At 72.0% G+C, this 23544-nt stretch carries 1 protein-coding gene; it reads left to right on the forward strand.

From position 1 onward, the window contains the following. Positions 1–133: 133 nt before the first annotated feature. Positions 134–23542, forward strand: a complete 23409-nt coding sequence (locus OG379_RS38925) for an SDR family NAD(P)-dependent oxidoreductase (RefSeq protein ID WP_405668152.1) — start codon at positions 134–136, stop codon at positions 23540–23542. Positions 23543–23544: the final 2 nt, after the last annotated feature.

Consider the following 23544-nt stretch of genomic DNA (forward strand, 5'->3'; position numbering starts at 1 on the left):
CGTCCGAGCAGCGTGCACCGTCGAAAACAGCTCATCACGAGAAAGTCCTGCCGGTTCGGCGCGCCCAGGTTCGGTAGTGGGCGGTCGTTGCGCTGCGCCAAAACGTCGCGAACGATAAGGGGAGTCTCCACTGATGCCGCAGTACGACCCCATTGCCGTCATTGGAATCGCGTGCCGGTTTCCCGGAGCGGCCAACCACCGCCAGTTCTGGGACGTGATCAGCAACAACCGGTCTCAGGTCGGCGAAGTACCCGAGGCACACTGGGACATGGGGCGAGGCGAGGCAGCGGACGTTTCCGGTGGAGGTGCGGAGCACTCCGGCCCCAGCAGGTGGGCCAGCCTGATGGACGACGTGGACGCCTTCGATGCGCAGTTCTTCCGCCTCTCCCCGCTGGAGGCGGAGAGCACCGATCCGCAGCAGCGGATCATGCTCGAACTGGCCTGGTCCTGTATCGAGGACGCGGCCATCGCGCCCGGCGCGCTGTCCGGACGGGACGTCGGGGTGTTCTTCGGTTCCTTCAACTCCGACTACAAGGAGCTCCAGGAGCGGCAGCTCCGCGACGTCGCGGCGCACCACTCCACGGGAACGGTCGGTGCGGTCATCGCCAACCGGGTCTCCCACTTCTTCGATCTCCACGGGCCCAGCGTGGTCGTGGACACGGCGTCATCCGCCTCGCTGCACGCCGTTCACCTCGCCGTCCAGTCGCTGCAACAAGGCGAGTGCGCCCTCGCGCTCGCCGGCGGGATCAACCTCGTCCGGACCTCTGGCCGGCACACGTCGTTCGCCAAGGCCGGCATGCTGTCGCCCACCGGCTCGTGCCGTCCCTTCGACGAGCGGGCCGACGGCTACGTACGCGGGGAGGGCGGTGGCACCGTCCTGCTCAAGCCCCTTGCGGACGCCGTGCGCGACGGTGACAACGTCTACGGCGTCATCAAGGGCAGCGCGGTGAACCACAGCGGCAGGACCCGCACCCTGACCTACCCCAGCGACGAAGCGCAGGCACAGGTCGTCGCGGACGCCATCGCCCGGGCAGGGGTCTCCCCGGACACCATCGGATACGTGGAGGCGCATGGCACGGGGACGCCGACCGGCGACCCGGTCGAAATCGCTGGACTAGTCGAGGGCTTCCGCAAAGCGTGCGGGGAGACCGCGGACCTGCCGGAGAATCCTTTCTGCGGGGTGGGCTCGGTCAAGCCAAACATCGGCCACCTCGAGGCCGCCGCCGGGATCGCCGGACTGCTCAAGGTGCTGCTCGCCATGGAGCACCGGCGCATACCCGGACTGCTGGACTTCCAGCGGCTGAACCCTCGCATCGAGTTGGACGGCACGCCTTTCTACATCGCCGACCGGCAGCAGGAGTGGAAGCCCCCGCGGTCGGAGGACGGAGAGCCGCTGCCTCGCCGCGCGAGTGTCAGCTCCTTCGGAATCGGCGGCACCAACGCCCATGTCGTCCTCGAAGAGGCGCCCACCACCGCCCCGGCCGTCCCGCAGGACCATCACGCCTACCTCGTCTGCCTCTCCGCCAGAACCGGCACGGCGCTCCGGCGGCGGATCCGCGACGTACGCGAATGGCTCGACGGCGACGGTGCCCAGGAGGACCTGGCCGACCTCAGTGCCACGCTGCTCCTCGGGCGCGAACACCTCGGCCGACGAACCGCGTTGGTCGTGCGCGACCGGGACGACCTCCGCGCGAAGCTGACCGTGCTGCTGGAGACCGGGCGAGCCGACGACTGCTTCCAAGAGCCCGCGGACCCCCCCGAGGGCGGTGAACCGGCCGGAGCACCACAGCCCGCTGCCGAGGCCGTCCTCGACGCCGTCACCGACCTCTCCGCCGCGCAGTACCGCGAACGGCTGCTGGACCTGGCGGAATCCTTCGCCAGGGGGCGCAACCACCGGTGGGCGGAGCTGTTCCGGGCGGTCCCGGGACGGCGGCTTCGCCTGCCGACCTACGCCTTCGACCGGCGCCACTTCTGGATCACACCGGACGCCACCGACGAGATCACCGCCACCGGGACACCTGCGCCCGTGCGGGGCGACGCATCGGAACACCCAACGGAGGAGGAACGCGTGGCGGACCTGACCGAGCCCGGGCATCGCGCCGAGCGGACGGGCACGGACGTCCGGGAACGGGTCGAGGCGGACATCCGGAAGCTCGTCGGAGACGTGCTGAAGCTCGCCGCCGACGAGATCCACCCGGCGGACCGGCTGGCCGACCTCGGGTGCGACTCCGTCGGCAACACGCAGCTCGCTCTCCGGCTGAGCGAGCACTACGGCATAGACGTCGCGCCGTCGCTCTTCTACACGTACTTCACCCTGGAGATGCTCAGGGATCATCTGATCGAGGAACAGCACGACGCCGTGGCGGGCAAGCACGCGTCCGCCGACGAGACCGCCGCCTCCGCGGCGCAGACGCGCACCGGGGAAGAAGAGGAGCCCGCCACCGGGTTCAGGCCCGCGTCGGCTCCCGGAGCCGACGCCGACGACGGCCTCGACCACCGGATAGCCGTCATCGGCATGAGCGGCCGCTTTCCGCAGGCCCGCACGGTCGAGGAGTTCTGGCAGCTGCTCGCCGAGGGCCGGGACGCGGTGGCGCCACTTCCGGCGCACAGGCGGGGCAGCTGGGCGGGGACCGCGGGCGCGTCGGAGGTCAGGGGCGGATGGCTGCCCGGCGAAGCCGAGTTCGACCCGCTCTTCTTCGAGATCTCCCCCCGGGAGGCCGAGCACATGGACCCGCGGCAGCGGCTGCTGCTGCAGGAGGCCTGGCGGGCCCTGGAGGACGCCGGGTACGGGGCGCAGCAGCTCCGCGACCACACCATGGGCATGTTCGTCGGCGCCGAACAGGGCGACTACCCGGGCCTGGCTTGGGACGAGCAGACGTTGACCTCCGGTCACGACGGAATCCTGGCCGCCCGTCTCAGCTACTTCCTGAACTTCTCCGGGCCGGTGCTGACTGTCAACACCGCCTGCTCGGCCGGCCTGGCCGCCGTGCATCAGGCCTGCCTGAGCCTGCGCAGTGGTGAGTGCGACACCGCGGTCGCCGCAGGGGTCAGCCTGCTGGCAGGGTCCCAGTTTTACGAGCACGCCACCCAGGCCGGGATGCTGTCGCCCGACGGGGTCTGCTACGCCTTCGACAAGCGGGCCAACGGCATGGTGATGGGTGAGGCGATCGTCGCCGTCGTGCTGAAGCCGCTGGCGAAAGCCCTCGCGGACGGTGACCGGGTGCATGCCGTCATCACCGCCAGCGGCCTCAACCACGACGGCCGGACCAACGGGATCACCGCGCCCAGCCAGGCCGCGCAGGTGGCCCTGCTCGACTCCGTGTACCGGCGGTTCGCGGTCGACCCGGCCGACATCGAGCATGTGATCGCCCACGGCACCGGCACCCGGCTCGGTGACCCCATCGAGGTCAACGCGCTGACCGAGGCGTTCGGCCGCTACACCGACAACACCCGGTACTGCGCCCTGACCTCGGTCAAGACGAACGTCGGGCACACCCTGGCCGCCTCGGGCGTCGTCAGCCTGATCGCCCTGGTGCAGGCCCTGCGCCATCACACGGTGCCCGCGAGCCTTCACTCCGGTCAGGAGAGCGAGTACATCGACTGGGCGCGCAGCCCCTTCCACGTCAACAAGGAGGCCCGGCCCTGGCCGGCCCAACCGGGCCGTGAGCGGGTGGGCGCCGTCAGCTCCTTCGGCATCAGCGGGACCAACGTCCACGTCGTGGTGGAGAGCCATGGCGACGGAGCGGCGCCGCGGACGGCCGTGACCCGGCCCTCGTACCTGCTCGCGCTGTCGGCGAAGACCGACGACGCGCTGCGCACCCGGGCCGAGGACCTGCTCGCCTTCCTGCGGGCCGGTGGCGCCGAGGACGCGGGGCTGGGGCGGATCAGCAGCACGCTGCTCGCCGGGCGCCACCACTTCGCGCACCGTTGTGCGCTGGTGGCGGCCACCCCCGAAGAGGCCGAGCTGCTGCTGCAGCGGATTCTCGACGGCAAGAAGGACGCCCAGGTCTTCCGCGGGCTGGCGGGAAGGGACTTCCGCGCACAGAACGCGCTCACCGAGCACGGCAACGAGCTGATAGGCCGGGCCCGCACGGGAGGCGACGACGCCCGGTACCGGGACGCGGTCCGCGCCCTGGCCGACCTCTACTGCCAGGGATACGAGCTGGCCTGGGAGAACCTGTTCGACGTCCGGCCGCTTCCGTGCGTGTCACTGCCGGGCTACCCCTTCGCACGCGAAACCTACTGGGCCGACACCGCGAGGTCCGACCGCGCGACACGGCACGCCCTGCCCGCGTCCGCCACCGTGCACCCACTGCTGGACACCAACGACTCCACCCTCCACGCGCAGCGCTTCAGCAAGCAGCTCTCGGCGAACGAGTTCTTCCTTGGCGACCACGTCGTGGGCGGGAAGATCCTGCTGCCCGGCGTCGCCCACATGGAGATGGCGTACACGGCCTCCCGGCTGGCCACCGGCTCCGACGACGTCGTCCTGCGCGGCATCATCTGGGGCCGTCCGGTCGTCCTGGACGGTGCCTTCCGTCCCGTGCACATCGAGCTGACCCCGCTCGAACCGGACGTGCTGGAGTTCGTCATCCACGACGGGACCGCGGGAGAACGCACCGTCTTCTCCCAGGGCCGGGCCGGCTACGCCGCCCACCCGCCCGCACGGGCGCGAGGCGCGATCGACCTTGACGCGATCAAGGCGCGGTGCACCGGCCGACGCGAGCACGCCGAGATCTACGCGAGCCTGCGGGACCTGGGCTTCGGATACGGCGAGACCTTCCAGGCCATGGAGACGCTGTACTGCGGCGAGACCGAGGCGCTGGCCCGGATCGTGCTGGACGACGGCCTGGAGGAGGAGTACTCCCGCTTCACCCTGCACCCCTCGCTGTTCGACGCGGCGCTCAACACCCTCCGGGGCATCGGTGAGCAGGACGGAGTGCTGCGCATCCCGTTCAGCCTCGAAGAGCTGGCGGTGTTCGCGCCGATTCCGCGCCGGTCCTACTGCCACGCCACCATCCACCGGATCGCCCGGGACGGCGCGATGAGCGTCGACCTCGTGATCTGCGACGACAGCGGCACCGAGTGCGTGCGCCTCACCGGTCTGGTGTTCAAGGAGTTCGCGGCCGACAAGAGCGAGAAGCTGCACTACTACGTGTCGCGGTGGACCCGGGCGGACATCCCCTCCACCCATGACGCGCAACCCGTGGGCGCGGGGCGCCTCCTGCTCCTCCTCGACGACGAGGACCCGCGCCCGAGCCGGCTGGCGGCGACGTACGCGGGCCCCGTCGTGCGGGTACGGAGCGGCAGCGCCTTCCAGGAGTCGGGCCCGGACCGGTTCACCGTGGACCGCCGCAGCCCCGAGGACTTCGAACGGCTCCTGCGGACGCTGGACGAACGGGGTCTGCTGCCGCGGGCCGTCGTCAACTTCTGGCCGCTGACCGGGGACCCCTCCGACCTCACGATCGAGCTGGAGAGTCTGCTGCACCTGTTCCGGGCCGTGCACCGGGCAGGCCCCGAACAGGAGATCCAGTACCTGGCGGTGCTGCCGGCGCAGCCAGGGCCGCAGCGTGCGGCGGGCGAGGCAATGTTGGGCTTCGGCCGGGCCATGGCGGTGGTCGATCACCTGTTCCGGGTGGAAAGCCTGCAGATCCCCGACGCGCGGGACGCCGACACCACCGCCGACGGCGTGCTGCGGGAACTGGGCAGGGCCGAGAGCACCGCCCCGCAGGGCTGGCACGAGATCCGGGACGCCGACGGTACCCGCTCGGAGCGGGTACTGCGGCCGTGGACCGCGGGTCCGCGCGGCGGCGCCGCTGAGCTGCCGCTGAAGGAGGGTGGCGTCTACCTGATCAGCGGGGGTGCCGGGGCCCTGGGGCTGCACCTCGGCACGTACCTTGCCGCGCAGTGCCGGGCACGGCTCGTCCTGCTCGGCCGCCGGGAGCCGGACGCAGCACTGCGGGAGAAGATCACCACCCTGGAGGCCGCCGGGGCGGAGGTCCTCTACCTCGCTTGCGACGTGGCCGACCGGGCCGGCGTGGACGCGGCGCTCGCCGCCGCCCAGAAACGATTCGGCAAGCTGGACGGCGTCTTCCACGGTGCAGGCGTCATCGGCGGCACCGGCGTCATGGACGTGGACTGGGCCGGTTTCGACGAGGTACTGGCGCCGAAGACGTACGGGACGCTGCACCTGGACGAACTGACCGCCGCGCACCCGCTCGACTTCTTCCTCGTGTTCTCGTCCATCGCCGCTTACGTCGGTGACTTCGGACAGGGCAGTTATGCCGCCGCCAACCGGTTCCTCGACGGGTACGCCCAGCACCGGGAGGAGCTTCGGGCACAGGGCCTGCGGCACGGGCGGAGCATCTCGGTCAACTGGCCGTACTGGGACGAGGGCGGCATGCTCGGCGAGCTCGCCGAGGACGGCCCGGCGAAGACCCTCTACCGCGACCACTCGGGTCTGCGAGGGCTACGGACCGAGGAGGGCATCGGGGCGCTGCTGCAGATCCTGATGTCCGAGGAGACCCAGGTCGTCGTGACGAAGGGCGAGCGTCAGAAGATCGAGAAGGTCCTGCGCGTCGATGGGGCCGGGCGCAGCGGTGCGCAGCCGGCCGGGGCCGCGCTCCGAACGGCGCCGGTGGCTGCGGTCGCAGCGAGTCCCGCGACGGCCACTCAGGCCGTGGAACCCGGGGCCGGGGACGGCTCGGGCGAGCTGTTCGCCCGGACGGTCGAGTACCTCAAGGACCGGCTGTCGCAGGTGTTCGGCATTCCGAAGGGGCGGCTCGACCCTGCAGCGGAGCTGGGGGAGTACGGCATCGAGTCCATCCAGATCATGGAGTTGATGCGGCTTCTGCAGAAGGACTTCGCCTCCATTCCGGGGACACTGTTCTTCGAGTACCGCACGGTCCAGGAGCTCGCGGAGTACTTCACCGAGCACCAGGCAGCGCGCCTGACCGAGTTGCTCGGACTGGACCAGCCCGCCGCGGCGGCTCCGCAGGCGGTGGGCGCGAGCGCACCTGCAGCCGCCGTGCTCGCTGCGCCGGCCGCGTCGCGGGACCGGTTCGCACAGGTGCCGTCCGGCGCCGCGGGTCCCGGCAGGACCGTGCCGGCGCAGGAGCTGAGCGGCCGGGCCGCAGGCCGTTCGCGCGACGTGGCCGTCATCGGCATCAGCGGCCGGTACCCCAAGGCGGGCGACCTCGACGAGTTCTGGAAGGTGCTGGAGCGCGGCGAGGACTGCATCGAGGAGATCCCGCCGCACCGCTGGGACAAGGACGCGTACTACGCGGCCGAGAAGACGCCCGGCAAGAGCAGCAGCAAGTGGGGCGGCTTCATCGACGGCGCCGAGAACTTCGACGCGCTGTTCTTCAACATGTCGCCGCAGCAGGCCGCGCTGACCGATCCCCAGAGCCGGCTGTTCCTCCAGGCCGCCTGGGAGGCCATGGAGGACGCGGGCTACACCCGGCAGTCCCTGAGCCCCGACAAGGCCCGCAAAGTCGGTGTCTACCTGGGCATGATGTGGAACGAGTACCAGCTGTACAGCGGACAGGACGTCGTCCTGTCCGACCGCGCCGCCGCCTCCAACGCCGTCTCCTATTTCTTCAACCTGCACGGGCCGAGCCTGACCGTCGACACCGCCTGCTCCTCGTCTCTCTACGCGATCGCCATGGCGGTCGAGAGCATCCGCAACGGCTCATCCACGCTCGCGTTCGCCGGCGGGGCGAACCTGTCGCTGCACCCCAACAAGTACGTCTCGCTCAGCCAGATGAACTTCTTCGCCGAGGACGGTCGCTGCCGCTCGTTCGGTGAGGGCGGGACCGGATACGTACCGGGCGAAGGCGTCGGGTGCGTCCTGCTCAAGCCGTTCGACCAGGCGGTCGCGGACGGCGACCACATCCACGGGGTGATCCGCGGCGTCGCGACGGTGCACGGCGGCAAGACGAACGGAATGACTGTGCCCAACCCGCTGGCGCAGGCGGACATGATCGCCGCGGCACTGGACGACGCCGGGCTCTCGGCCGAGGACATCAGTTACGTGGAGGGCCACGGCACGGGCACCTCCCTCGGCGACCCGATCGAGATCAGCGGCCTGACCCGGGCGTTCCGCAAGCACACCGACAAGAAGCAGTACTGCCCGATCGGTTCGGTGAAGTCGAACATCGGTCACCTGGAGGGTGCGGCCGGGATCGTCGCGGTGACCAAGGTCCTGATGCAGATGCGGCACGGGATGCTCGTGCCCTCCCTCCACTCCGAGCAGCTGAACGCGTACATCGACTTCCCGAACTCGCCCTTCTACGTCCAGCACCGGTTGGAGCCGTGGGAGCGGCCCACCCGCATCGTCGACGGGGTGGAGCAGTCCCTGCCCCGGATCGCCGGCGTTTCGTCGTTCGGGGCCCACGGCGCCATCGCCCACGTGATCATCGAGGAGTACCCGCCCGGGCAGAACCACCCGGCCCGTGCGGCCCGGCCCCCGCATCCGGAGCTGGTCGTGCTGTCGGGCAAGGATGACGAGCGGTTGCGGGAGAGGGCCCGGACGCTGCTCATGTGGCTGGAGGGGCCCGGCCGCGACGCCGATCTGACGGACCTCGCCTACACCCTGCAGGTCGGACGTGAGGCCATGGAGGACCGCCTCGCCCTGGTCGTGGACGGCCCGGACGCGCTGCGGGCGCACCTGCGCGCGTTCGTCGACGGCGAGCAGGACGCCGCGAACGTCTTCCGGGGAGGCGTGCGGCAGAACAAGGACGCCGTAGCCCTTCTCGAAGCAGACGAGGAGATGCGGGACCTGGTACGGCAGTGGCTCGCACAGGGCCGTCTCGACAAGCTGGCCAACGTCTGGGTGAAGGGCCTGGCCCTCGACTGGACCGCCCTGGCCCGCAGCGCCGAACCGCGTCGCATCTCCCTGCCCACCTACCCGTTCGTCCAGGAACGCCACTGGCTCGACGCGCCCCCCGCGCTCGCGCTGCAGCCGCCGCAGGCGGGGGCGGCCGGCACCCCGGCGCCCGCACCCCGCGCCACCGCCGTGGAGGAGACCCGGCCGCTCGCCTTCGTGGAGGACTGGGAACCCGCGGCCCTGGACGCGAGCGCCACGCGTGCGCTGCGGGGCATCGTCTTCCTGTGCACCGGAGCGGAGCGTCAGGCGGCGGTCGCGCGGGCTGTCGGGGCCCTCAGCCCCGGCCTGCACACGGCCTTCATCGGACGCGGCGACACCTTCCGGAAGCCTGACCTGCACCGCTACGAGGTCCGCCGCGGTGTGGCCCAGGACTACCTGGAGGCCTTCCGGGAGATCGCGGCGGGGCCGGCGCCCATCGACGCGGTCGTGACTCTGGAGGCGCTCGAACCCGGTGCCGCCACCGACGACTTCAGCGACGTCGTCCTGACGCTGCAGGCACTCGCCGGCGCCGGGCTCGAGGCCGGGCGCTTCGTGGTGGCGGGGCAGTACCGCGACGGCCGGGAGCGCGCGCTGCTGGAGGCGCATCTCGGCTTCGAACGCTCGCTGGGCATGGTGATGCCCGCGCTGTCCGTGGTGGCCGTGCTCCAGGACGCCGCCGATCCGCTGCGGTCGGCGGACACCGCGGCCTGGATGGAGCGGCTGGTCGCCGAGTTGCGTCAGGAGCGGCCCGTCAGCGCGCTGTACCGCTCCGGCGGCCGCTTCGTGAGCCGCCTGCGAGAGGCCGCGCTCGACGAGGACCGCCCCTGCGCCCTCCGGCACGGCGGCACCTACCTGATCACCGGCGGCTGCGGTGGGCTGGGACTGATCGTGGCCCGGCACCTCGTGGAGCACTATGCGGCCAATGTCGTCCTGACCGGCCGCTCTCCGCTGGACGCGGCACGCCAGGAGGCGCTGCGCGGCCTCGCCGCCGGACGGCGGATCCTGTACGTCCAGGCGGACGGCTGCGACGCGGACGCCATGAAGCGGGCCGTGACCCAGGCGCGGGAGCGCTTCGGGGCCCTGCACGGAGTCATCCACGCGGCCGGTGTCCAGGGAGAGGGCAGCGTCCTGGAGAAGGACCTGCGGTCCTTCGCGGACGTCCTCGGCCCCAAGATGCGCGGGACGATGGTCCTGGACGAGGTGCTGGCCGGCGCCGAACCGGACTTCGTCTGCTACTTCTCCTCCTCCGCCGCCGTCATCGGCGACTTCGGCACCTGCGACTACGCGGTCGCCAACCGCTTCCAGATGGCCTACGCACGACACCGGGACGCCGAGGTGCGGGCGGGTCGGCTCTCCGGCCGGACCGTGGTCGTCAACTGGCCGCTGTGGCGTGAGGGCGGCATGGGCTTCGACCCCGACACCACCACGATGCTGCTGAAGTCCAGCGGCCAGGACTTCCTGGAGACCGCGGACGGCCTCGCCCTGTTCGAGCGGCTGCTGTCCCAGGACGCCGCTCAGCACCTGATTGTGGTCGGCAAGCCGACCCGGGTGGCGCGCTTCCTGGGGCTGACGCCGCCCGCCGGCACCCCGACGCCACCGGAGGCGACCGCGGCCCGGCCGGCCGCCCCCGCGGTCGTGGGCGGCACGACCAGGGTGCCGACCTCCGACGTCGGGGAACGTCTGGCCCACGACCTGCGGCAGATCGTCAGCGCCGCGGTCGGCCTGTCCCCGGACCGGCTCTACGAGGACGACAACCTCGCCGACTACGGCTTCGACTCGGTGAGTCTGGCCGGTCTGGCCACCGGGCTGGGCAGGCACTACGGCGTCGCGGTCACCCCCGCCGTCTTCTACAGCCGCTCCACGCTGCGCAAACTGCGGGAGTACTTCGCCACCGAGCACCGCGACCTCCTGGCCGCGTTCTACGGCGACCGCGGCGCGGACGAGCCTTCCGCCGTATTTGCCGCCCCCGCCCCGGTGCCGAACGCCCCCGCCCCGGTGCAGCCCGCACCGCCGAACGAGCCGGGTCCCGCCGACCGGCCGCGGCCCGGCGCGGGGCCGGAGCACGCAGCCGGGCCCGCCCCGGACCCGGGCACGGACCGCGGCGTGCGGGGGCAGGGAACGGCCGATGACGACGCCATCGCCGTCATCGGCATGAGCGGGCGGTTCCCCGGCGCCGACAACCCCGCCGAGTTGTGGTCCGTCCTGGCGGAGGGCCGCGACGTCGTCCGCCCGGTCGCCCGCGAGCGCCTCGACCTGTGGGGCGAGCCGCACGACAGCCCCTTCGCGGCCGTCCGCATCGGTCAGGTGTCCGCTCCGGACGAGTTCGACCCGCTGTTCTTCGAGATATCCCCCAACGAGGCCCGCACCCTCGACCCGCGCCAGCGGCTGCTGCTCCAGGAGTCGTGGCGCGCCCTGGAGGACGCGGGCTGGACGCCCGCGGCCACCCGCAGGATCGGCATGTTCGTGGGGGTCGAGCAGGGCGACTACGACACCCCGGACCCCGCGGCGGGCAGCGTCACCGCCAACCACGACGGCATCCTCGCCGCACGCCTGTCGTACCTGCTCGACCTGAGCGGTCCCGTCATGGCCATCAACACGGCGTGCTCGTCGGGGCTGGTGGCCGCGCACCAGGCCTGTGCGAGCATCCGCAGCGGTGAGTCCGATGTCGCCCTGGCCGCCGGAGTCAGCCTGATCACGACCTCGCAACTGCTGACCCGCACCCGGCAGGCCGGCATGCTGTCCGAGGACGGCGTCACCTACGCCTTCGACCGGCGCGCGAATGGGATGGTCCTCAGCGAGGCCGTCGCCGTCGTGGTGCTGAAGCGGCTGTCGGCGGCGGTGGCCGACGGCGACCGGATCCACGGCGTCATCCGCGCGAGCGGCATCAACTATGACGGCAGGTCCAACGGCATCACCGCCCCGAACGGCGATGCCCAGAGCGCGCTGCTGCGCGACACCTACCGGCGGCACGGCATCGACCCGGGCGACATCGAGTACGTGGTCGCCCACGGGACCGGCACGCGACTCGGGGACCCCGTCGAGGTCAACGCGCTCAACGACGTCTTCAGGGGCTTCACCGACAAGCGGCAGTACTGCGCCTTGACGTCGGTGAAGCCGAACGTCGGGCACACGCTCGCCGCCTCCGGACTCGTCAGTCTCATCGGTGTCCTGCAGGCCATGCGCCACGAGACGATCCCGGGATCCCTGCACTGCGCCCAGGAGAACGAGTACATCGAGTGGAAGAACAGCCCGTTCTTCGTCAACAAGGCGAACCGGGCGTGGCCCGAGGCAGCCGGGCGCAGACGGATCGCCGCCATCAGCTCCTTCGGCATGAGCGGCACCAACGCGCACATGGTGGTGGAGAGTCGCCCGGTACGCGAAGAGGACGAGGTCATGGAGATGCCCGCTCACCTGCTGGCCCTGTCGGCGAAGTCCGAGGAGTCGCTGCGGCAGCGAGTCGCCGATCTGGTGGACTTCTTGGAGGACCCCCGCCACCAGCACAGCCTGCGTGACGTCGGCGCGACCCTGCTGGACGGCAGATCCCACTTCCGGCACCGCTGCGCCGTGGTGGCCCGCGACCGCGCCGAGGCGGTGCGCCTGCTGCGCTCGCAGGGCGCGGACGGGCAGGACCCCGACGTCTTCACCGGGGAGGTGCCGAAGGACTTCGCGCCCAGTGTCGCGGCCCGGCAGGCCGGCGAACGCCTGCTGGAGGCGGCAGCCGAACCGGACCAGGCCGACAGCGCTCTCCGGGATGCGCTCCGGGCTGCGGCGCGGGCGTACTGCCAGGGGTACGACCTGGCGTGGCGCCGGCTGTTCGGCGGCCGCCGCACCGCACCGGTCGCGCTGCCCGGCTACCCCTTCGCCCGCAAGCGGCTGTGGCGCCCGCGCACGACACGGCCCACCCCGGACGGGATGTTCGCCGCCGCGCCCGGTCGTGCCGACGCGATGGGCCGCCGGTTCGACACGGTGCTCACCGGATCGGAATCCTTCCTGCGCGACCACGTCGTGGCCGGGGAGAAGATCCTGCCGGGCGTCGCCCACCTGGAGTTGGCCCGCGCCGCCCACGCCGCGCTGCCCGCCCAGCGGAACTCCCCGGCGGTCGCCGTCACGCTCCGCGACGTCGTGTGGTTGCGGCCGGTGAGGGTCGCCGACACGCCGCTCGACCTCTCCGTCGAACTGGAAGCGGACGGCGCCGCGGGAACCCCCTACCGCATCCTGACGCCCGGCACCGACGGCCCCGTCGTGCATAGCCAGGGCCGCATCCAGTCCGGCGCCGCACCGGCGACACGGCCGCGGCTCGATCTCGAGACCCTGCGCACCGAGTGCGACCGCTACGAGATGGCCGCGACGGAGGCGTACCTCGTCTACCGGCGCCAGGGCATCGCGTACGGGCCCACCTTCCAGGGACTGAGGCGACTCCTGGTGGGGGACGCCCAGGTCCTCGCCGAACTCGCGCTGCCCGAGGCGCCCGAGTACGGCCCCGGAACCCACGTGCTGCCCCCGGGGCTGCTGGACGCCTCACTGCAGGCGTCCATCGGCCTGCGACACGGCACCGACCTCCGCCTTCCCTACGCGGTCGAGGAGGTGGAGATCCTGGGCCCCTGCGAACCGATTATGTGGGCGTGGCTCCGGAGCACCACCGACAGCGGCGACACGTTCGACGTCGACCTGTGCGACGCGCAGGGCGAAGTCCGCGTGCGGTTCCGGGCCTTCAGCACCCGGCCGCTGCGCGCCGTGGCCGACGTGCCGCCGACGGCCCGGCGGCCCGCCTCCGAGGCCGGGGGCCCGGTGCTGCTCGAACCGCGCTGGGAGCCGGCCCAGCCCGCCCTGTCCGCGGACGACGACGGGCCACGGGGCCGGACGCTGCTGGTTGGCGCGGACCCGGAGGAACTGGCCGTTGCCCTCACCGGGCCCGGGGAGGACGTGGACGTGGTCCTCCTGCGGGCCGAGGACACCGTCGACGGTCTGCGCGAGCGGCTCGCGCGTGGTGGGCCCTACGACAGCGTCGTGTGGATCGCGAGCGGCGGCACCACGGTGCTGCCGGAGAGCGAGGACCTGATCGCCGGCCAGGAGGCGGGGGTGTACGCCGGCTTCCGCTTGGCGAAGGCGCTGCTGGCCCTCGGCTACGACAAGCGGGACCTGCGGTGGACCGCCCTGACCGTCCGCAGCCAGCAGGTCGTCGACACCGACCGCATCGACCCGACCCACGCCGGCGCGCACGGCCTGCTGGGGTCGTTGGCGAAGGAGAACCCGCGGTGGCGGGTGCGGCCGGCCGATGTGGAGGCGCTGCGGGACGACGTGCTGAGGGAGGCGTTACGGCTGCCGGCTGAGCCCTCCGAGGGCAGCTGGGCGCACCGCGATGGGCGCTGGTTCCGGCAGGTCCTGGCACCGGTGCCGTTCGAGGCGCTCCCCGCGCAGGCGGTCCCTTATCGAGGCGACCGGGTCTACGTGGTCATCGGCGGCGCCGGCGGCCTCGGCGCGGTCTGGACCGAGCACGTCGTACGCACCTACGGGGCACAGGTGGTCTGGATCGGCCGCCGTGCCGAGGACGACGCCATCCGGGCCAGGATCGCGGAACTGTCCCGCCTGGGTCCGGCGCCCTGGTACCTGCAGGCCGATGCCACCGACCGGGAGTCGCTGGCGTCCGCCGTCGCGCGGATCAAGGCGCGCTTCCCCGAGATCAACGGCGTCGTCCACTCGGCGCTCGCGCTGCTCGACCAGAGCGTGGCCAGGATGCCGGAGGAACGGTTCCGGGCCGCCGTGCGCGCGAAGGTGGACATCAGCGTCCGGATCGCGCAGGTCTTCGCCGACGAGCCGCTGGACTTCGCGCTGTTCTTCTCCTCGACCAACTCCTTCCACCGATCCGCGGGGCAGAGCAACTACGTGTGCGGCTGCGTCTTCAAGGACGCGTTCGCCCGGCTGTGGCAGCAGACCCGACCCACCACCGTGAAGGTGATGAACTGGGGCTACTGGGGGAGCGTCGGGGTCGTCGCCTCGTCCGCGTATCAGCAGCGGATGGAGCAGAGCGGCATCGGCTCCATCGAACCCGCCGAAGGGATGGCGGCGCTGGACCTCCTGCTCTCCGGGCCGTACCACCAGCTCGCCCTGGAGAAGACCACGGCTGATCGAGGGGCCGATGACGGCTCCCGCCCCACCGGGTCCGACGGTCCGGCCGACCAGCGGCTGCAGCGCGTGCTCGCGGACTCCGGCAGTGCCCGGGGCTTCGACGACGACCTGCTCTGCGAACTGCTGCTGCTGCAGTTGCGGACGCTGGGGATGGACCGCGCCGGCGGGACGGTCGCGGACCTGAGAGCCGCCCTCGATCCCGATGGCGGCTACGACCGCTGGCTCACCGAGAGCCTGCGCATCCTGGCGGAGCACGGTTACCTGGAGTACAGCCCCGAGCGCTACACCCTGACCGACCGGGCGCGTCTCGACGGTGGAGACGTGTGGCGGCGCTGGGAGGGGGTGTGCCGGCAGTGCGCGGGCACCAACCCCTACGTCAACTTGCTGGATCCGGTGGTCCGCGCGTTGCCCGAGGTCCTCGCGGGCCGACGGGCCGCGACCGAGGTGATCTTCCCCGCGTCGTCGATGAAACTGGTCCGCGGGGTGTACCAGGACTGCGACAGCGCCACGGCGCTCAACGAGCTCGTGGCGGATCTGGTGGCGGCCCGCGTCGAGCTCCTGCTCGACCGCGACCCCGGCCACCGCGTCCGCATCTTCGAGATCGGCTCCGGTACTGGCGGCACCAGCGAGAAGGTACTGAGCCGGCTGACGCCCTACCGCGAGAGTATGGCGGAGTACTGCTACACCGACGTCTCCCAGTACTTCCTGCGCAACGGGCGGCAGGAGTTCGCCGCCGACCACCCGTACCTGCGGTTCGAGCTGTTCGACGCGGAGCGCGCCCCCGCGGAACAGGGAATGGACGAAGGCGGCTACGACATCGTCCTCGCCACCAACGTCCTGCACGCGACCCGCGACGTCCGGGCGGCCGCGCGGCACGCGCGGGCACTGCTGGGCGCGGACGGCGCCCTCGTCCTCAACGAACTGGCATTGCGCACCCCGTTCCTGCACCTGACCTTCGGCCTGCTCGACGGCTGGTGGCGCTACGGGGACGCCGAACTGCGTATACCGGGCTGCCCGGGGCTGGCCCCCGAAACCTGGCAGCAGGTGCTGGGGGAGGAGGGCTTCGCCACCGTGTCCTTCCCCGCCGCTCCCGTGCACGACGCCGGCCACCAGATCGTGGTGGCCGACACGGGCGCGCGGACCGGCGCGCCCGACCCCGCACCGCGGAGTGCGGACGACGTGCGGGAGCGGGTGCGGTCCGTGATCGTCGCACGGCTCGAGACGTCGCTGGGCCTGGACCGGGGGGAGATCTCCGAGGAGGACTCCTTCGCCGACTACGGCGTGGATTCCATCCTCGGCGTCGAACTCACACAGCAACTCGGCGCCGACCTCGGCATCTCGCTCTCCGTCACGGACCTGTTCGACCACAGCTCGGTGCGCGCGCTGGCGGGTTACGTGGCGGAGCACCACCTCGACGTGGCGCCGCCGCTCCCGGCTGTGCCGGCGCCCGCTGTGGCCCCGGCGGCCGTTCCCCCACCGCCGGCCCCGCCCGCCGCAGTGACCGCACCCGGAGCAGCGGGGCCCGCAGTGACGACCGCGCCCGTAGGAGCCGAGCCCGCAGTAGCCGCGCCCGCCGCGACGGGCATGCCGCGACCGGCGGTGTCCGCGGCCGGCACCGACCCGGCCGGCGAGCCGGTCGCCATCATCGGCATGAGCGGGAGGTTCGGCACGGCCAAGGACACCGACCAGCTGTGGCAGCACCTCGCCGAGGGCCGGAGTCTGGTCGGCGAGATCTCCCGCTGGGACATGTCGGCCTTCGTGGCGCCGGGCGCGTCCCACCCCCGATACGCCTCGTTGATGGACGACATCGATCAGTTCGACCCCCTGTTCTTCCAGATATCCGGCCTCGAAGCCGCCTATATGGACCCCCAGCAGCGGGTGGTGCTGGAGGAGGCGTGGAAAGCACTGGAGGTCGCCGGCTACGCGGGCGACGCCGTCCGCGGCCGGTCCTGCGGCGTCTACATCGGCACCCAGGTCAGCGACTACCTGCGCGACTACAGCGAGGACGCCCCGGCCCAGGCCATGTGGGGCAACGCCGCGGCGATCACCCCGGCCCGCCTGTCCTACCTCCTGGATCTGCAGGGTCCCGCCATCGCCGTCGAGACGGCGTGCTCCGGCTCGCTCGTCGCCCTCCACCTCGCGTGCCAGGCTCTGCGTACGGGCGAGGTCGAGACGGCCCTGGCCGGCGGAGTGTCCGTACAGTGCGCCCCCGACTACTACCTGAACGCCCACAAGGCCGGGATGCTGTCGGAGACCGGTCAGTGCCACACCTTCGCGGACGGTGCGGACGGCTTCGTCCCCGGCGAGGGCGTCGGCGTCGTCATGCTCAAACGGCTGCGGGACGCCCTCGCCGACGGTGACCACATCCACGGCGTGATCCGCGGATCGGGCATCAACCAGGACGGGACGTCCAACGGCATCACGGCGCCCAGTGCCAAGGCGCAGGAACGCCTGGAGCGCCAGGTCTACGACACCTTCGGCATCGACCCCGCCGGCATCCAGCTGGTCGAGGCGCACGGCACCGGCACCCAGCTCGGTGACCCCATTGAGTTCCAGGCGCTGACCCGCGCGTTCCGCCACTACACCGACCGACGTGAGTACTGCGCCATCGGCTCGGTCAAGACCAACATCGGGCATGCCGCGCCGGCCTCGGGGATGGCGGGACTCATCAAGATCCTGCTCGCCCTGCGCCACCGCGAGCTGCCGCGCAGCCTGCACTTCGAACAGGGCAACGCCCACATCGAGTTCACGGGGAGCCCGTTCTACGTCAACACGGAGCACCGCCCCTGGACGGCCGAGCCGGGCCAGCCCCGGCGCGCGGCACTCAGCTCCTTCGGGTTCAGCGGGACCAACGCCCACGTCGTGGTCGAGGAAGCCCCCGACCCGGCGCGCCGCGACACCGCGAACGCACAGGAGCACCTCGTGGTGCTGTCCGCCCTGTCCCCGGAGCAGCTGCGGACGCAGGCGGAACGGCTGGTGGCGCACGTGCGCCGCCATCCCGACCTGGACCTGGGCGACGTCAGCGCGACCCTGCTGCGGGGCCGGCGGCACTGCCCCGTCCGGCTGGCGTGCGTGGTCCGCGACACCGCCCACCTGGCGGCGTCGCTGGACCGCTGGCTTACGGACGGACGGGAGGAAGAGGTGCGCACAGCCGACCTCACGGAGAACGCGGTGAGCCCGCAGCGCGCTCTGGCGCAGTTCGGCGAGAGCTGCCTGCGGGCGTGCGCCACGGGCGTGACCGGGACTGCCCGCCGGGAGCACCTGGACGCCGTCTGCGTCCTCTACCTGCAGGGCTACCAGCTCCGGTACGAGCAGCTCTTCGAGAGCGGCACGTACCGTCGCGTCCCCCTGCCGACTTATCCGTTCCAACGGCAGCGCCACTGGCTGCCCGCGGAGGGCGGTTCCCGCGGCACCGCGTCCCCTCGGCCCGCCGACCGCACGCCCGCGCCACGCCCGCGGACAGGCGCCGGCCATCTGGCGCTGGCACCGTTGTGGGTGGGGGAACGGGCCGCGGAGCCGGGCCCCGGACGGGACCTCCGCGGCGGTACCCTCGTCGTGGGCGGGAGCGCCGCGGAGCGTGCCGCGCTGACGGCCGAGTGCCCCGACGCGCACTTCGTCGCCGACGGCTCGGCGAGCACGGGGTCACTGACCGAGCAGGTGCGGGGTGCGGGCGGCGTCCGCCACCTCGTATGGCTCTCCCCGACGGACGAGGGCGCGGAGTCCGACGCGCTGCTGCGGCGGACCGACGCCGGAGTGATGGCGTTCTTCCGCCTGATCAAGGCGTTGCTCGAACTGGGCTACGGTGACAGGGAACTGACCTGGACCGTGGTCACGCGGCAGACCCAGCCCGTACGCCAGGGCGAACCGGTGCTCCCCGCCGACGCAGCCGTGCTGGGCCTGGCCGAGGTCATGGCGAAGGAACTGCCCGCCTGGCGCCTGGGCGCCTTCGACCTGGGCGTGTCCGACGAGCTGCCCGCCCGGGCCCTGCTCGCCGCCCCGGCCCCGACCGTGCGGGCGCTGCGCGACGGCCAGTGGTTCCGTCGCGGCCTGTACCAGGTGGAGCTGCCCGAACCGGCCCACCCGCCGTACAAGGAGGGCGGGGTCTACGTCGTCCTCGGCGGGGCCGGCGGCATCGGCCGGCTCTGGAGCGAGGACCTGATCCGGCGCTACCGGGCACAGGTCGTCTGGATCGGCCGCCGGGAGGAGGACGCCGGCATCCGGGCGGAGATCGACCGGCTGGCCGCGCTGGGACGGGCACCGTGGTACGTCCGGGCCGACGCCGCCGACATGGACTCCCTGCGGAGCGCCCACGCCCGGATCCAGGAGCGGTTCGGCACCGTCCACGGCGTGGTGCAGTCCGTCTTCGGCCTGGTGGACCAGAGCCTGCCCAACACGACCGAGGCGCAGTTCCGGCAGGGCCTGAGTGCGAAGGTCGACGCCAGCGTGTGCATGGCGGAGGTCTTCGACGCCGACGGCCTCGACTTCGTGCTCTTCTTCTCCTCGATCGCATCGGTCAACCCGTCCAGGGGCTACTGCAGTTACGTGGCCGGTAACGCGTTCGAGGATGCCCTGGCCCGCCGGCTCGCCGGCACCCGTCCGTACGCCGTGAAGGTGGTCAACTGGGGCTTCTGGGGCTCCGTCGGCAGCGGACTCGACGTGCCGGAGCACGTGCGGGAGCGCATCTACCGGCTCGAGGGCCTCGGCGACATCGACCCCGCGCTGGCGATGGACGCGGTCGAGCGGCTGCTGGCCGCTCCGCTCGGGCAGATGGCCTACCTCAACACCAGCGAGCCCGGGCGGTTCGAGGGCTTCAGCGATCACGAAACGCTCCGCGTGCTGGGCCCGGCGGCGTACCGCGGCGAGTCGCTCACACCGCTGCTGCCCGGGAGCGGAGACCAGCTGCGGACGGTGGAGGCACAGGCCAAGTCCAAGCTGCGGCTGCTGGACGAGCTGCTCCTGCGGCTCCTGTGGTGCGCGCTGCACGGCCGCGGCTGGATCGGGACGGGAACCGTCGACGCGGACTCCCTGCGGCGGGCCGGCGGGATGCCGGAGAAGTACGACCGCTGGGCGTCGGAGACCCTGAAGCTGTTCGCGCGTCAGGGCTGGCTCACGGCGAGCGGTTCCGAGGGCCGCTACCGGGCGCCCGCGGCGGGCCCCGTCGATCCCGACGCCACCGCTGCCGAATGGGAGCGCCGCCGGGGCGAATGGCTCGCCGACCCCGAACTGCGCGCGTCCGTCGACCTGGTCGACAGGACGCTGCGCGCGCTGCCGGACGTCCTCACCGGCACGGTCGCCGCCGTAGACGTGATCTTCCCCGGCTCCTCGCTCGAGCTGGTCGAGGGGATCTACAAGAACAACATGATCGCCGACTACTTCAACGACGTGGTGGGCGACTGCGTCGTCGCCCTCGTCGAGGGCCGGATCGCGCAGGATCCCGCGGCCCGCGTCCGCATCCTCGAGATCGGTGCCGGAACTGGCGGCACCACTGCCACGGTTCTGCGCCGGCTCCAGCCCTACCAGCAGCACATCGGCGAGTACTGCTACACCGATGTCTCCAAGGCGTTCCTCCTGTACGGCCGGCGGGAGTTCGGCGCGCGCAGTCCGTTCCTGCGCTGCGAGACCTTCGACGCCGGCCGGTCCGCCGCCGAGCAGGGGTTCGACGAGGGCGGGTACGACCTGGTCATCGCCACCAACGTGCTGCACGCCACCAAGGAGATCCGCACGTCCCTGCGCAACAGCAAAGCGCTGCTGCGGACCGGTGGGGGTGTGGTCGTCAACGAGATCGACGGCCACACCGTCTTCGGGATGCTCACGTTCGCGCTGCTGGACGGCTGGTGGCTGCACGACGGTGATCTGCGCGAGACCGGAGGCCCCGGCCTGCGGCCCGGGACCTGGCAGTCGGTCATGGAGTGGGAGGGCTTCGAAGGCGTCGAGTTCCCCGCACGCGACGCGCACCCGCTCGGCCAGCAAGTGGTGGTCGGCTTCAGCGACGGGGTGATCCGCCGGCCCCGCGGCGAACAGCCGCGGTCCGCGGCCCCGCCGCTGCCCGTACCTCCCACCGGAGCACCGACCGCCGCCGCGCAGCCGGAGGCGCCGGCTGAAGCAGCCCCCAGGGACGGGGCGGTACTCGGCGACGCCGTCCGCACCTATCTGAAGGAGCTGGTCGCGGGGACCCTCCTGATCCCGGCCGGATCCATCGACACCCGCGAGCAGCTGTCGGCCTACGGCATCGACTCCATCCTCATCCTGCAGCTGCTGACCAGCCTCAAGAAGGATCTGGGGGAGACGAGCAGCACCCTGTTCTTCGAGTACCGCACGATCGAGGCGCTGACGGAGTACTTCGTCACCGAGCGGGGCGAGGCCGTGGCCCGCGCCCTCGGAGTGGACCAGGGCCCGGCCGCCGAACGGGGGGCCGCGGCGACCCCCGAGCAGGTCACCACGCAGGCTCCGGCCGAGCCGGCCTCGCGGCCCGGGCCCGCCCGCGCGGCGGCTCGCCCCGCACCGCTCCCCGCGCGCACCGGGGGCATCGCCATCGTGGGAATGAGCGCGCGCTTCCCCCAGGCAGAGAACCTCGACGCGTTCTGGGAGGTACTGCGCGAGGGCCGGAACACCGTCACGGAGATCCCCGCCGACCGGTGGCCGCTCGACGGCTTCTACGAGCCCGACAAGGAGGAGGCCGCAGCGAAGGGCAGGAGCTACAGCAAGTGGGGCGCCTTCCTCGACGGATTCGCCGACTTCGACCCGCTGTTCTTCGAGATGACGCCGAACGACGCCACGGAGATCGACCCGCAGGAGCGGCTGTTCCTCCAGGAGGCGTGGCGGGCCGTCGAGCACGCCGGCTACACCCGGAGCCGCCTGGAGCGCGAACACCGCTCCCGTGTCGGCGTCTTCGTGGGGATCACCCGCGCCGGACACAACCTCTACGGTCCCGGACGATGGCACCGAGGCGACACCGCCCAGCCCTACACCTCCTTCGGTTCGGCAGCCAACCGCGTCTCGTTCAAGCTGAACCTCAACGGTCCGAGCATGCCCATCGACACGATGTGCTCCTCGTCGATGACCGCGCTCCACGAGGCGTGCGAGCACCTGCTGCACGGCGACTGCGAACTGGCGGTGGCGGGCGGGGTGAACCTCTACCTGCATCCCTCCAGCTACGTCAGTCTGAGCGGTCTGCAGATGCTCGCCGACGAGGACAAGTGCCGCAGCTTCGGCGCCGGTGGCAATGGCTTCGTCCCCGGGGAGGGCGTGGGCGCGCTCGTACTCAAGCGGCTTGAGGACGCCGAGCGGGACGGCGACCACATCCACGCGGTCATCCGCGGCACCAGCATCAATCACGGCGGGACGACCAACGGCTACACCGTGCCCAATCCGGTGGCCCAGGGCCGGGTCGTGCGGGACGCGCTCGACCGGGCGGGCATCGACGCGCGCACGATCAGCTACGTCGAGGCGCACGGCACCGGTACCGCGCTGGGCGACCCGATCGAGGTCAACGGCCTGACCCGGGCGTTCTCCGAGGACACCGGGGACCTGCAGTACTGCGCGATCGGTTCGGTCAAGAGCAACATCGGCCACGCCGAGGCCGCCGCCGGTATCGCGGGCGTGTTCAAGGTCGTACTGCAGATGCGGCACGGGGAACTGGCCCCCAGCCTGCACGCCGACGAGGTCAACCCGCACATCGACTTCGACGCGACGCCCTTCGTCGTCCAGCGCAAGGGCGCCGAATGGAAGCGTCCCGTCGTCACCGTCGACGGCGTCAGCTCCGAGGTGCCCCGCCGGGCCGGCGTCTCGTCCTTCGGCGCGGGCGGCTCCAACGCCCATGCGGTGATCGAAGAGTACGTCCCCGATCAGCCGGATCCCGGGACCGTCAGGACCGTCGGTCCAGTCGTGGTCGTTCTGTCCGCCAAGGACCAGGAGCGGCTGCGGGACCAGGCGCGCAGCCTGCTGGGCGCGCTGCCCGAAGCGGAGCGGACCGGGGCTTCGCCGGCCGATGTCGCGTACACCCTGCAGGTCGGACGCGAGGCCATGAGCGAGCGGCTGGGGACGGTCGTCGGCTCGTTCGCCGAGCTGAAGGACCGGCTGCAGGCCTTCGTGGACCATCCCCGGGGTGCCTCCGGGCTGCACCGCGGCCGCGCCGCACGCGCCGACCGGGCGCTGACGGCTCTGACCGCCGACGCGGACATGAGCGCGGTCGTCGGGACGTGGCTGGCCAACGGCCAGTACGCCAAGGTCCTCGACCTGTGGGTGCACGGCTTCGAGATCGACTGGGGCAGCCTCCACCCGGCAGGGGCGGCGCGCATCGTCCCGCTGCCCACCTACCCCTTCGCCCGGGAGCGGTACTGGATCGCGGAGCGGCCGGTCGACGGCGGCCTGCCGGACACCCTTCCCGTCGCCCCGGAGGGTGAGGCGGCGGACGACCTGCCGGATGCGCTGATCGACGACCTCCTGGACGAGGTGGTGAGCGGCTCCGTCGGCGTCGCAGCCGCCGCCGAGCACCTCCGACGGTCCGTCCTCGACGGCACCGCCCGGACCACCGACAACGAGGGGCGCTGATC

Origin of the sequence: Streptomyces sp. NBC_01166 (assembly GCF_045039765.1) — a bacterium.
Classification (GTDB): domain Bacteria; phylum Actinomycetota; class Actinomycetes; order Streptomycetales; family Streptomycetaceae; genus Streptomyces.